Genomic DNA, 12,503 nt, shown 5'->3' with positions numbered 1-12,503 from the left:
TGACTATCTGCCACAAACGCCGGCAGCGGGGATGGCATCTGGCAGGTTCGACCTCTTTTGTCAGGAAAGGGCGTGCCATCGCGTTTGGTCTGCCCGGGATCATCAGGCGGGCCAGGATGTTCTTCAGTGGGATCGCCCTTTGGGCAATTACCGTGTTGCGCCCCAGCTCGCCGAGGCGCGTTTGCGGGTGTAGAACTCGCCCATCAGTCCAAGCATCAGGAACAGCAGCGACATCCAGATCGGATAGCTGATCGACGTGAAATGCGGGTTGTAGTTTATAAAAACGAACCCGCGACACTGATCAATGATATGGAACAGCGGGTTCCACGCGAACATCACCAGCATGTAGCCCGGCAGCGAATTGGCCACGAACATCTTGCCCGAGGCGATCATGTTGGCCCGCGAATAGATCGATGTGGCGATCGTGACGAAATCGGGCGCCCAGGGCCGCATCGCCATGAACAACATGCCGACCCCGATGCCGCAGACCCATGCCAGAAGGACCATGCCCATCGCACCGATCGGGTGGTAGATTTCGATCGGCGTGACGATGACATGGTAGAAGAACAGGATCACGAAAAGCGACAGCAGCTGAAGATACAATGTGCCAAGGGCAGCGGCACTGATCGTGATCATCGTGTTCAGCGGCGCATGCTGCATCATCGACGAGGTCGGACCCTCTGCCCTGACGACGGCGGCGACCGTCTTTGTATGCAGAAGAAACAGGAAGATGCCCGACATCAGGTAAAGCATGAAATCGCCCCGGATCGCGCTTCCGCGCATTCCGAGGATCGAGAACATCATGAAGAATGCGGCGACAAAGACCAGCGTCTGAAGGATATCCAGAAACAGACCGGCCAGCGCATTTCGGTGGGTCTTGCGGATGTTCCGGACGGTGCTGTGGTAGATCAGGTCAAGGATCGGAAGAATACCGCGCCTGCGCCTTTGTCTGCCAGAAAGATCCAACATTCCAACCTGCCCGTTTTCGCGGCATCAGTGCGCCGCATCCCGTTCATCCCCCGCATCGGTCAACGCATACGCCGTGCGGCAGCCCGGTCTTGCATGAATTCCTTGCCGAAATACCAAGCTCGCACCATAAGGAGCGCGAAACCACAGATCAACAAATTCGCCTTGACCGGGCAAAATCTAAAAGAGGTTATTGATGAATTACGACACTTTGATGGACGTGTTGCGGAATTTGGCGCTGCTTGGCGGCGAAAAGATCATGGAGATCTACAACGCCGATGATTTCGACGTGAAGGTCAAGAGCGATGAAAGCCCCGTGACAGCGGCTGACGAGGCGGCGGATGCCATTATTTCGGCTGGTCTGCGCGCGGCATTTCCCGATGTCGCCCTTGTCACCGAGGAACAGGCCGACAGCCACGGACAGGCCGTCTCGACCTTCCTGATTGTGGATCCGCTCGACGGCACCAAGGAATTCATCCAGCGCCGCGGCGATTTCACGGTCAACATCGCCTATGTCGAGAACGGCGTTCCGACACGGGGTGTCGTTTACGCGCCGGCCAAGAACCGGTTGTTCTACACCCTCCCCGATGGTCAGACCGTCGAAGAGATCGGGGATCAGTCCGTTGATGTCGTCGGCGAACAGCGTCCGATCAGCGTGAACACGGCGCCCGACAACGCGGCCCTGATGGTCGTGGCGTCGAAATCCCACCGGGATCAGGCGACGGACGATTACATCGGGAAATATGGCGTCAAGGATATGACGAGCGCCGGTTCCTCGATGAAATTCTGCCTGATCGCGGCAGGTGAGGCGGACCTTTATCCCCGTCTCGGCCGGACGATGGAATGGGACACCGCCGCTGCGGACGCCGTTCTGCGTGGCGCCGGTGGCCATGTCGTGCGTTTCGACGATCACACACCCCTGCAATACGGCAAGGACGGGTTCGCAAATCCGTTCTTCATCGCCTATGCGCCCGGGGTCGAGCTCAAGCCCGCCTGACCCGGATGTCTGTTCTGATCGTCATCCCCGCGAGGTATGCCTCTGTCAGGTATCCCGGCAAACCACTGGTCGAGTTGCGTGGCGCGCAGGGCGTGGCGCTCAGCCTGATCCAGAGAACCTGGAACGTCGCGCAAGAGGTGCAGGGCGTGAGCCGTGTCGTGATCGCAACGGATGACGACAGGATAGATCAGCATTGTCAGGGGTTCGGGGCCGAGGTGATCCGGACCTCTGATCAATGTCGCAATGGGACCGAACGCTGCTCGGAAGCGCTGGGCCTTTTGGGTGGCGATTTCGACATGGTCGTCAACCTGCAAGGCGATGCACCCCTGACGCCCCCATGGTTCATCGAGGCCCTGATCGAGGCGCTGGGCCGGTCCGATGCCCAGATGGCGACACCGGTCCTGCGCACCGAAGGTGCCGCTCTCAACGGGCTGCTCGAGGATCGGCGTGCCGGCCGGGTCGGCGGAACGACGGCGGTCTTCGGCGCTGGGGGACGAGCGCTCTATTTCTCGAAAGAGGTCATCCCCTACATGGGCCAGAGCTATGCCGACGCGGAAGCCACGCCTGTCTTCCACCATGTCGGTGTTTACGCCTATCGTCCTGATGCCCTGAGCGCCTATGCGACGCTTCCGCAGGGGCCCTTGGAACGGCTTGAGGGTCTGGAACAGCTCCGGTTTCTCGAAAATGGTCTCGATGTCCTTTGCGTCGAGGTGGATGCTCGCGGGCGTCAGTTCTGGGAGTTGAACAATCCCGAGGACGTGCCCAAGCTCGAAAAGATGATGGCGAAAATGGGGATCGCGTGACCCTGGCGCCAGTCAGCGTCGTCGTGGTCAGCCAGGGGCGGCCGCAGGCACTGACGCGCTGTCTGACGGGCTTGTCGCAGCTGGTCTATCCGACCTTCGAGATCATCGTCGTCACCAATCGCGAAGGCCAGACGGCCTTGGCACCGTGGTCGGGGCGGATCAAGCTTGTCCGCTACGACGAGGAGAACATCTCCGCCGCCCGCAATCTGGGGATCCGGCAGGCGGCAGGCGACATTGTGGCGTTCATCGATGACGATGCGGTGCCAGAACCGACATGGCTTGATCATCTGTGCGGGGTCTTCGCGTCGCCAGCCGTTGCGGCAGGCGGCTATGTGATCGGCCGCAACGGGATTTCGTTGCAATGGGGTGCCCGCGTCGCCCTTGCGGATGCCACGTCAGAGCCCTTGCCGATCACCGGATCGAAGCCCGAGTTTCATCGCGGCAGTGCCGGGCAGGCGATCAAGACTGAAGGCACGAACATGGCCTTTCGCAAGGACATTTTGCTTATGAACGGGGGGTTTGACCCCGTGTTTCGGTTCTATCTCGACGAGACCGACCTCAATCTCCGACTTGCGGCGCAGGATGCCGTGACCGCGATCGTGCCACGCGCCGTCGTGCATCACGGCTTCACCGCCAGCAAGCGCCGGACGGCAGATCGGGTCCCGCTGACACTGTTCGAGATCGGGGCAAGTGTTGCGGCGTTTCTGCGTCGCCATTCAGAGCAAGCGCAGGTCGCCTCCCTGATCGACGCAGAGCGGGAGCGACAGTCGAAACGCCTGTATCGTCACCTGATCGACGGGCGGCTTGAACCCCGCGACGTCAGTCGGCTTCTGAAATCCTTCGATGAAGGCTGCAAGGCAGGATTGGGTCGCCCGTTTACCCGACCCGAAAGCATCCCCGAGGGCGACGCGGGGTTTGTTCCGTTTTCGACCTCAACATCACGAGGGCACCGCGTTGTCTCTGGCCGGTCATGGCAATCGGCCCGTATCCTGGACGAGGCGCGATCACTTGTCAGACAGGGTCACCGTGTAAGTGCCTTTGTCCTGTCGCCGACGATCCGCAGGCACAGGGTGGTGTTTCACTCCGACGGGTTCTGGCTTCAGTCGGGTGGATTGTTCGGAGCATCCGACAGACGCGATCCGGCATTCCGTTACTGGCGGTTCCAGGATCGGATCGACCGCGAAGTGGCAAGAGTGGCCGAAATCCGCGAGCCGTGACCTGATTTTTGCAACAAAGTTGCATTGAAAGGCCATTAATTGCGCGTAGTCAAAAACAGAGCCGTCGCGTGCATTGCCTGACAAGGCGGCAAGCAGTAAGGGTCGTTACGCGGAAAGCATTGTCTGGCGAGGAATTTTTATGCGCAAGAGAGTTACGAAAGCGATCTTTCCGGTTGCGGGGATGGGGACTCGGTTTCTCCCGGCAACAAAGTCCGTCCCCAAGGAAATCATGACTCTCGTCGATCGGCCGCTTATCCAATATGCCATTGACGAGGCGCGCGCCGCCGGGATCAAGGAGTTCATCTTCGTCACGTCACGCGGAAAATCTGCTCTCGAGGATTATTTCGACCACGCGCCCGAGCTTGAGAACAAGCTCCGGCAGGACGGCAAGGAAGAGCTTCTCGAGACCCTGAGGTCCACCAACATGGACAGCGGTGCCATCGCCTATATCCGCCAGCACAAGCCGCTGGGGCTTGGCCATGCTGTCTGGTGTGCCCGGCGGCTGATCGGGAACGAGCCTTTCGCCGTGATGCTGCCTGATGACGTGATCGCCGCCGAGACACCCTGCCTTCAGCAAATGGTCGAGGCGCATGCCGAAACCGGCGGCTCGATGGTGGCCGCGATGGAGGTTCCTGACGTCAAGGTTTCTTCCTACGGCGTGCTCGACCTGAACGAGGATCACGGCTCTGTTGTTTCGGTCAAGGGGATGGTCGAAAAGCCCCCGGCCGGAACCGCGCCGTCGAACCTTGCCGTGATCGGGCGCTATATCCTGACCCCTCAGGTCCTTCGCAATCTCAACAAGATCAAGCCCTCGGCCGGCAACGAGCTGCAGCTGACCGACGCCATCGCGGAAGAGATCAACCAGGGGCGGGACGTCTTTGGATATCGTTTCCGGGGACAGCGTTTCGATTGCGGCTCAAAGGCGGGCTTCCTTCAGGCGACTGTCGCCTTCGGACTTGCGCGCCCCGAACTTCGGGACGAGTTCTCGCATTATCTGTCCGAAATGGCGGCCCTGCCGAATGCAGCGCAATAGAGCGCATCCTGCCCGGCCGGTCTGACAATGTCGGAGGCGCGGCCCCGTCTTCTTGATCTGACACGACTTGTCTCACGGTCCGGCCGGGGCCTTACCGGGGTGGATCGGGTCGAGCTGGCCTATGCGACAGCGCTTTCCGCCCGCGGTGACCCGATCTGGGCCCTTGTCCGCACGTCCCTTGGATTTCTGCTTCTGGACAGGCGAGGTCTCGACACCGTTGTCGCTGCCACGAAGACCGGAGACTGGGGCAGGCCCGACCTCTTGTCACGACTGTCCTTGAAACTTGACCGGGCGCGGCAGGCTGGTCAGAGCCATGCCCGCGCCCAGGCCATTGAGCGTTGCCTGCCCCGCAACCTCGGTCGGATGCTGAAACGGCATCTGCCGTCCGGGATCAGCTATCTGAACGTCGGGCACAGCAATTTCGATCGGCAGGTCTTTGCGGCGGTTCGCACGGTCCCCGATGCCCGGGTGACCGTGATGATCCACGATACGATCCCGCTGGATCTACCTGATCTTCAACGACCGGGCAGTGTTGATGCCTTCGGGCACAAGCTGCGACTGGCGGCTCTGATGGCGGATCGGATCCTCACCCCGACGGAGGCCAGCCGGGCTGATATCTTGCGGCATCTGGGTGACGGCTGCCCGCCTGTCATCGCCGCACATCTGGGTGTAGAGGCCCCAGCTGCCGAACGTCTGCCCGATGGGATCGACCTGTCCCGGCCACTGTTCGTGGTTCTCGGCACAATCGAGCCTCGGAAGAACCATGTCCTCCTTCTCGATATCTGGGAGGAGTTCGATGGGAAGGGCCCGCAGCTTTTTATCTGCGGACGGCGAGGCTGGCGCAACGAAGACGTCTTTGCCCGGCTCGATGCCGGATTGCCGCGCGTGACAGAGCTTGGCGGGCTGACCGACGGTCAGGTTCGAACGCTGCTTGAACAGGCGCAGGCCCTTCTTTTTCCATCGCTGGCCGAGGGCTATGGCCTGCCCGCAATCGAAGCAGCGGCCCTCGGCGTGCCGGTTATCTGTTCTGATCTGGCGGTGTTTCGGGAAACGCTGGGGAATGCGGGCGTTTACCTGCCGGTCACCGACCGCTATCTATGGAAAAAAACTTTAGAGGAATATTCGAGGCGAGACGGGTCTAAACGAGTTCAAGTGCAGGGTTTCAAAGTGCATACTTGGGATAACCACTTCAGGATCGCATTAAGAGATGCATGATACTCGTTCCGACCGGCACATCCTCGACTAGGGCGGCAAGGGACACGATTGGGACTGCTTCAGTCATATCGGCTAAGGTTGCAGCGGAAACGCTGGCGGATCAGGGCGTGGCGCAAGGGGCGTCAGCTGACCCGTGTCAACGACAGGACCGATCTGATCGAACCTTCGGACATTCTGGTCTTTTCGACGTTTCGCAACGAGTATCCCCGGCTCAAGCACTTCCTCGAGTATTATCGCGGGATCGGGGTTCGCCATTTCCTGATGGTCGACAACGGGAGTGACGATGGCGGGCGCGAATACCTGTCAAGTCAACCTGACGTCTCTCTCTGGACCACCGACGCCAGCTACAAACGGGCAAGGTTCGGTGTCGATTGGCTGAACTGGCTGCAATGGCAATACGGTCACAAGCACTGGTGCCTTGTCGTCGATCCCGACGAATTGCTGGTCTATCCGTTCTGCGATACCCGTCCTCTCAAGGCCCTTACGGATTGGCTCGATGCATCATCGATCAAGTCGTTCGGCGCGATGCTTCTCGACATGTATCCCAAGGGCCGGATCGATCAGAACAAGTATCGTCCCGGCGACGATCCCCTTGAAACGGCGTGCTGGTTCGATGCCGGCAATTACACCATCACCAGGAACGCTCGTTTCGGAAATTTGTGGATCCAGGGCGGCCCGCGCGCGCGGATGTTCTTCCCCGAGAACCCGGCCCGTGCGCCTGCATTGAACAAGATACCGCTGGTCAAGTGGGACCGGCGGTATGCCTATGTCAGCTCGACCCATATGCTTCTGCCGCGGGGGCTGAACCTCGTCTATGACGAATGGGGTGGTGAAAAGGCATCGGGCGTTCTGCTTCACACCAAATTTCTGGATACATTTACCGAAAAGGCGCGTGAGGAGCTGACCCGCAAACAGCATTATGCGGCCAGCCACGAATACCGCGCCTATGCCGCGGGTCTGTCCGAGAACCCTGACCTCTGGTGCAAGTGGAGCGAGAAATACATCAACTGGCGCCAGCTTGAGATCCTCGGATTGATGTCGAAGGGGAACTGGGCATGACGGTCGGGGTCGTCATGCTGGTTCATACCGCGCTCGATCGGGCAGAGCAGGTGATCCGGTATTGGGTCGCCGCCGGGTGCCCCGTTGTCGTGCATGTCGACAAGTCGGTCTCCTCGAAAATCCATGACGCGTTCGTCCAATCCCTGTCGGACCTCGACGAGGTCCTGTTCTCGAAACGGCACCGATGTGAATGGGGCACCTGGGGGATCGTCGCCGGCACACAGGCCGCGTCGGAACTCATGCTGGAATCCTTTCCACAGGTCCGGCACGTCTATCTGGCGTCGGGATCGTGTCTGCCGCTGCGGCATCCGTCGGAATTGCGATCCTACCTCGACAGTCGGCCCGACACCGATTTCATCGAAAGTGCGACGACCGCAGATGTGCCCTGGACGGTGGGTGGCCTGTCGGAAGAACGTTTCACCCTTCGGTTTCCGTTCTCATGGAAGCGGCACCGCCGGCTGTTTGACAGGTATGTGAAATTTCAGCGGTGGATCGGGTTCGGCCGGCGCATCCCCGAAGGCATCCTGCCTCACATGGGGTCGCAATGGTGGTGCCTGACGCGGCGGACGTTGTCGGCGATCCTGCAAGATCCGGAACGCGAAACCTATGACGCCTATTTCCGAAAGGTCTGGATCCCGGATGAGAGCTATTTCCAGACACTGTCGCGTCTTTACTCGCAAAAGATCGAAAGTCGCTCCCTGACCCTGTCGAAGTTCGATTTTCAGGGCAAGCCGCACATCTTCTATGACGATCACCTTCAGTTGTTGCGCCGGTCTGATTGCTTTGTCGCCCGCAAGATCTGGCCCCATGCCGACAGGCTTTATGACAACTTTCTCAACGCGGATCGCGATAGCGGTGCCTTGGCCGAGCCAAACCCGGGCAAGATCGACCGGATCTTCGCCAAGGCCGTCGAACGGCGCACACAGGGGCGGCCCGGTCTTTACATGCAAAGCCGGTTCCCGAATCCCAACTGGGAAAACGGAGTGTCGTCGGCACCCTATTCCGTCTTCGAAGGCTTTGCCGAATTGTTCGAGGATTTCGAAAGCTGGCTTGCCCGGGCTACCGGAACCCGGGTCCATGGTCACCTGTTCGACCCTGAGAGGGTGGAGTTCGAGGGTCGTCAAAAGACGTTCGTAGGCGCTCTCTCCGACAGCGCGGCCCTGCGCGATCACAATGCGTGGATGTTCCTGACGAACCTGATCTGGAACACCCGGGGTGAACGCCAGTGTTTTCAGTATGGCCCCCGCGATACGCAGGATATCAGCTGGGAAATTGCCAAGGATCCCAATGCCCATATTTCTGTCATCTCGGGCGCATGGGCGGTGCCGCTGTTTCAGTCGAACCGGAACTTCGCTGACCTGCGGGTCGAGGCCGCCAATCTTCAGCGGATCGAGGCCGATCACCTTCATGCACTCCGCTCACCCTATGCCAAGGCGCGTATCCGGATCTGGACGATGGCGGAATTCATCGAATCGCCGATGGAGGCCCTGCAAAGCGTGGTCGATCAGATCGCGACCAAAGGGTTGCCCCAGCTGACTGAGGCCCCCCGGATGGTGGATCTGACCGGCTTTGGCCAGTTCCTGCAAAACCTGAAGAACCAGGGCATGCACCCCTATCTGATGGGTGACTTCCCCGTCGATCCGCCGCCAAAACACGAACAGCCGCGCAAGCGCAAACCTTATCTGGTTCGGTAGAATATGGCCTCATTTGACTACTTCGTCGTCTTTGCCGAAATGCGGACAGGGTCGAATTTTCTCGAATCAAATCTCAATGCCTTCGATGGTGTCACCTGCCATGGTGAGGCCTTCAACCCGCATTTCATCGGCTATCCGAACCGGACCGAGGTCTTGGGGATCACGCAGGCCGAGCGGGACGTCAACCCCAAGCAACTGATCGCCGCGATCAAGGCCGAACGGGCCGGGCGCGAAACCGTGATCAGCGGGTTTCGCTATTTCAACGATCACGACCCGCGCATCCTGGACACGATCCTGAACGATCCGCGCTGCGCCAAGATCGTGCTGACGCGCAATCCCGTCGAAAGCTATGTCAGCCGCAAGATCGCGGCCTCCACCGGCCAGTGGAAGCTGACGAATGTCAAACACGCGAGGTCAGAGAAGATCCGCTTTGATGCCGCCGAATTCGAAAAGCACGCCGAGGCGATCCAGAACTTTCAGATACGCATTCTGAACGCGCTTCAGAGAACGGGGCAGACAGCGTTCTACCTTGATTATGAAGATTTGCAGGATGTGGCCGTCATGAACGGGATCGCATCGTGGCTTGGGGTGCCCGCCCGGCTGGAGGGGCTGGACAAGAAGCTCAAGAAACAGAACCCCGAGCCGCTTGAAGACAAGGTCACCAACTATGCCGAGATGGAACGCGGTCTGGCCGGGATCGATCGGTTCAACCTGACCCGGACCCCGAATTTCGAACCGCGCCGTGGTGCACTTATCCCGCACTATGTGGCGGCGCCGGAATCCCCGCTCATTTATCAGACCCTCCGCTCTGGTCCCGAAGCGACCGTCCGTGCATGGCTCAGCGCGCTGGATGACGGCAAGGACCTGCTCGAGAAATTCAACCAGAAGACGCTCAGACGGTGGAAGGCCGATCATGCCGGACACAGGTCGTTCACGGTGATCCGCCATCCCGTCGCCCGGGCGCATGCCGCCTATTGCGAACGTATCCTTCCGGCGAGCGGGCCCAACGCCTTTCCCGAGATCCGGCAGAACCTTCGGCAACATTTCGGGTTGGATTTGCCCGAGGGCAAGCTTGGGTCAGACTATGACATCGATGCGCATCGAAACGGGTTCAAGGCGTTCCTCGCCTTCGTGAAGGCCAATCTCAATGGCCAGACGAATCTGCGCATCGATCAGGCATGGTCTTCGCAAACCGGTCTCTTGCAGGGGATGACGAACTTCCTTCCGCCTGAAATGATCATTCGCGAAGAAGAAATGGCCGAGGAGTTGGTTCGGTTGGCGCACAAGGTCGGGCTATCGAATCCGCCTCCGATTCCGGATCAGACCGATCCTCACCGACCGGCGCTCGAGAAGATATATGATGCCGAGATCGAGGCCGCGACCCGGGAGGCTGTGGGTCGCGACTACGACAGTTTTTCGTTCGGAAACTGGGCCTGAAATGCGGGCCTGAACGTCAGGCCGCCTGAGACGAAGTCGTCTCGGTCAGGATCGTATGGAGCGTGTGCGCATCGTCATTCGCCCGAAGTTTTGCACAAATCCCCGGATCCCTGAGCGTGCGCGACACGAGGGCAAGTGCCTTGAGATGCTCGACGCCTGCATTCTCGGGTGCGAACAGCGTGAAGACCAGATCGACCGGCTGACGATCGACCGACTCGAATTCGAGAGGGCGATCAAGCCGGAAGAACAGGCCGCAGACCCGATCGATCTCATGAAGCCGCGCATGGGGCAGGGCGACGCCCTGCCCGACACCTGTCGGCCCCAGTGTCTCGCGTTCCAGAAGCGCGTCCAGAACCTGCGATTGACCAAGTCCATAGACGGATTGGGCAAGCTCGGCGATGTCCTGAAACAACCGCTTCTTGCTTGTCGCTCCGTTCAGGAGCTTGACGCATTCCGGTCGAAGAATCTTCGACAACTGCATGTCCAGGTCTCTCCGGTGCTGCGATGGTGGACCGCGATCCTAGCTCGGATCGATCCAGCCAACATTTCCGTCGTCACGCTGATAGACGACGTTTATCCCATTATGCTTCTCATTTCGAAAGACGAGCACCTGTGCATGTGCCAACTCCATCTGCATGACCGCATCGCCGACAGAGAGTGACGGGATTTTGGCCTGCATCTCCGCCACGATGACGGGGTTGGTGTCTGCTTCGGACGATTCGTCTTCTCCTGTTGGCGCGAGGATATATGAGCCGGCATCCGAAAGTTCAACGGGTACCGCCCGGTCTTTGTGATGGTCTTTCAACCGGCGCTTATAGCGGCGCAACTGCTTGTCCATCTTTTCGGAACAGGAATCGAAGGCAGCATAGATCTCGTGCGCGCGCCCCTTGGCCTGCACAGTAAGGCCCGTTGACAGATGGATCACGGTCTCGCAGGCGAATTCGTGGCCATTCCTCGAAAAGACAACCTGCGCTTCGGTTGGACGGCCCGCATATTTTTCGACCATTTCCCCGAGTTCCGTTCGAACATGGGTCTGCAGTGCTTCGCCAATGTCGATCTGTTTTCCGCTGATCTGATACCGCATCGGTCCTCCTTGAGTTCTGGGCGCAGGGAATCAGGGACAATGGACCCGTGGGTCCGCCATCCGAGAATCGCGGCTAAGTTGGTGATGATGGCGCGGTTCTCCTTGCGACTGGCCGTCTTCCGACAAGGAATGCCGGGCCAGCGATGCGCATGGAGAGAAACCGTTTCATCCCCTTCATTCGGCCCCAAGCAGGGCCGCCTTGTCAACGTCTGCGTCGCGGCGCACGAAGGAAAAAAGGTTAACGCGAGAAGGTCTGACCAAGGTAAACCCGGCGCACATTTTCGTCGCGGATCACCTCGTCGGCGGTGCCTGACATCAGGACCTGACCGTCATGCAGGATATAGGCCCGATCAACGATCCCAAGGGTTTCCCTGACATTGTGGTCGGTGATCAGCACGCCCAGCCCGCGTTCCTTCAGCGCGGCGACAAGCGTGCGGATTTCGCCAACGGCGATCGGGTCCACGCCTGCAAACGGTTCATCCAGAAGAACGTATTTCGGATCGGCGGCAAGGCAGCGGGCGATCTCGACCCGGCGCCTCTCGCCGCCCGAAAGGGCAAGCGCGGGCGCCCGGCGCAGGTGTTCGATGGAAAATTCGCTCAGCAGTTCTTCTAGCCGTTCGCGCCGGCCCGTGCGGTCTGGCGTGCTGATCTCGAGGATCGCCTTGATGTTATCCTCGACCGACAGGCCCCGAAAGATCGACATCTCTTGTGGAAGATAGCCGATCCCCAGCCTTGCCCGACGATACATCGGCAGACCGGTGACATCCCGGCCGTCCACGATGATCGAACCGCCCTCGGCATTTACCAATCCGGCGATCGCATAGAACGACGTGGTCTTGCCTGATCCGTTGGGGCCAAGAAGCGCGACGACTTCGCCCCGGTGCAACTCAAGCCCGAGGTCGCGGATGACGGGCCTGTTCCGATAGCTTTTCCTGAGGTTGCGAACCTCAAGCCCGCCCCGCCCGTCGGTCACCTTCAAATCAGCGCGCGTTGACAAG

General features: G+C 59.8%; 12 protein-coding genes. 8 read left to right on the top strand and 4 right to left on the bottom strand.

Features of this window, described 5'->3' with window-relative positions; genetic code table 11:
- Positions 1-147 precede the first annotated feature (147 nt).
- A complete protein-coding gene (locus EP376_RS10505; protein ID WP_127655486.1) occupies positions 148-969 on the bottom strand; it encodes an ABC transporter permease in 822 nt (273 codons plus the stop codon).
- 193 nt (positions 970-1,162) lie between these two features.
- Here EP376_RS10505 and cysQ point away from each other — a divergent pair, with 193 nt between their 5' ends.
- The 8 genes from cysQ to EP376_RS10465 all read left to right on the top strand — a co-directional run bounded on the left by cysQ (position 1,163) and on the right by EP376_RS10465 (position 10,421).
- Positions 1,163-1,963 (top strand): 3'(2'),5'-bisphosphate nucleotidase CysQ, encoded by an 801-nt coding sequence (gene cysQ / locus EP376_RS10500; RefSeq protein ID WP_127655485.1) that lies wholly within the window; start codon positions 1,163-1,165, stop codon positions 1,961-1,963.
- A 5-nt stretch (positions 1,964-1,968) separates the two neighbouring features.
- Entirely contained in the window at positions 1,969-2,766 is a 798-nt protein-coding gene (locus tag EP376_RS10495; RefSeq protein WP_127655484.1) for a 3-deoxy-manno-octulosonate cytidylyltransferase family protein, read from the top strand.
- Entirely contained in the window at positions 2,763-3,983 is a 1,221-nt protein-coding gene (locus tag EP376_RS10490; RefSeq protein WP_127655483.1) for a glycosyltransferase family 2 protein, read from the top strand. The genes EP376_RS10495 and EP376_RS10490 overlap by 4 nt, the downstream gene beginning before the upstream one ends.
- A 139-nt stretch (positions 3,984-4,122) precedes the next feature.
- Positions 4,123-5,016, top strand: coding sequence for a UTP--glucose-1-phosphate uridylyltransferase GalU (galU, locus tag EP376_RS10485; protein WP_127655482.1), 894 nt, complete (start codon positions 4,123-4,125; stop codon positions 5,014-5,016).
- A 27-nt stretch (positions 5,017-5,043) separates the two neighbouring features.
- Positions 5,044-6,231, top strand: a complete 1,188-nt coding sequence (locus EP376_RS10480; RefSeq protein ID WP_127655481.1) for a glycosyltransferase family 4 protein — start codon at positions 5,044-5,046, stop codon at positions 6,229-6,231.
- A gap of 48 nt (positions 6,232-6,279) precedes the next feature.
- Positions 6,280-7,290 carry a glycosyltransferase family 2 protein gene (locus EP376_RS10475; RefSeq protein ID WP_127655480.1) on the top strand — a complete coding sequence of 337 codons (1,011 nt, stop codon included), beginning with the start codon at positions 6,280-6,282 and terminating at the stop codon, positions 7,288-7,290.
- A complete protein-coding gene (locus EP376_RS10470) occupies positions 7,287-8,984 on the top strand; it encodes a DUF5927 domain-containing protein (protein WP_127655479.1) in 1,698 nt (565 codons plus the stop codon). Before EP376_RS10475 ends, EP376_RS10470 begins: the two co-directional genes overlap by 4 nt.
- A 3-nt stretch (positions 8,985-8,987) precedes the next feature.
- The gene (locus tag EP376_RS10465) at positions 8,988-10,421 is read left to right on the top strand and encodes a sulfotransferase family 2 domain-containing protein (RefSeq protein ID WP_127655478.1); all 1,434 of its coding nucleotides are present in this window, start codon (positions 8,988-8,990) and stop codon (positions 10,419-10,421) included.
- A 16-nt stretch (positions 10,422-10,437) separates the two neighbouring features.
- Here EP376_RS10465 and EP376_RS10460 read toward each other — a convergent pair whose 3' ends face one another.
- From EP376_RS10460 to lptB, 3 genes are all read right to left on the bottom strand, one after another.
- The gene (locus tag EP376_RS10460) at positions 10,438-10,902 is read right to left on the bottom strand and encodes a PTS sugar transporter subunit IIA (RefSeq protein WP_127655477.1); all 465 of its coding nucleotides are present in this window, start codon (positions 10,900-10,902) and stop codon (positions 10,438-10,440) included.
- A 39-nt stretch (positions 10,903-10,941) separates the two neighbouring features.
- Positions 10,942-11,505 carry a ribosome hibernation-promoting factor, HPF/YfiA family gene (gene hpf, locus EP376_RS10455; protein WP_127655476.1) on the bottom strand — a complete coding sequence of 188 codons (564 nt, stop codon included), beginning with the start codon at positions 11,503-11,505 and terminating at the stop codon, positions 10,942-10,944.
- A gap of 238 nt (positions 11,506-11,743) precedes the next feature.
- Entirely contained in the window at positions 11,744-12,502 is a 759-nt protein-coding gene (gene lptB, locus EP376_RS10450) for an LPS export ABC transporter ATP-binding protein (protein ID WP_127655475.1), read from the bottom strand.
- Position 12,503: the final 1 nt, after the last annotated feature.

This window comes from Alexandriicola marinus (assembly GCF_004000435.1).
In the GTDB taxonomy this organism is placed as follows: Bacteria; Pseudomonadota; Alphaproteobacteria; order Rhodobacterales; family Rhodobacteraceae; genus Alexandriicola; species Alexandriicola marinus.
Note: the sequence above shows the minus strand (reverse complement) of the source record. Positions and strands in the feature narration are given on the sequence as shown.

What these genes read in the sequence shown, in the direction of transcription:
- EP376_RS10505 (WP_127655486.1), bottom strand. Translation starts at nt 969, where the DNA reads ATGTTGGATCTTTCTGGCAGACAAAGGCGCAGGCGCGGTATTCTTCCG.
- galU (WP_127655482.1), top strand. Translation starts at nt 4,123, where the DNA reads ATGCGCAAGAGAGTTACGAAAGCGATCTTTCCGGTTGCGGGGATGGGG.
- cysQ (WP_127655485.1), top strand. Translation starts at nt 1,163, where the DNA reads ATGAATTACGACACTTTGATGGACGTGTTGCGGAATTTGGCGCTGCTT.
- EP376_RS10460 (WP_127655477.1), bottom strand. Translation starts at nt 10,902, where the DNA reads ATGCAGTTGTCGAAGATTCTTCGACCGGAATGCGTCAAGCTCCTGAAC.
- EP376_RS10495 (WP_127655484.1), top strand. Translation starts at nt 1,969, where the DNA reads ATGTCTGTTCTGATCGTCATCCCCGCGAGGTATGCCTCTGTCAGGTAT.
- hpf (WP_127655476.1), bottom strand. Translation starts at nt 11,505, where the DNA reads ATGCGGTATCAGATCAGCGGAAAACAGATCGACATTGGCGAAGCACTG.
- EP376_RS10465 (WP_127655478.1), top strand. Translation starts at nt 8,988, where the DNA reads ATGGCCTCATTTGACTACTTCGTCGTCTTTGCCGAAATGCGGACAGGG.
- EP376_RS10480 (WP_127655481.1), top strand. Translation starts at nt 5,044, where the DNA reads ATGTCGGAGGCGCGGCCCCGTCTTCTTGATCTGACACGACTTGTCTCA.
- EP376_RS10470 (WP_127655479.1), top strand. Translation starts at nt 7,287, where the DNA reads ATGACGGTCGGGGTCGTCATGCTGGTTCATACCGCGCTCGATCGGGCA.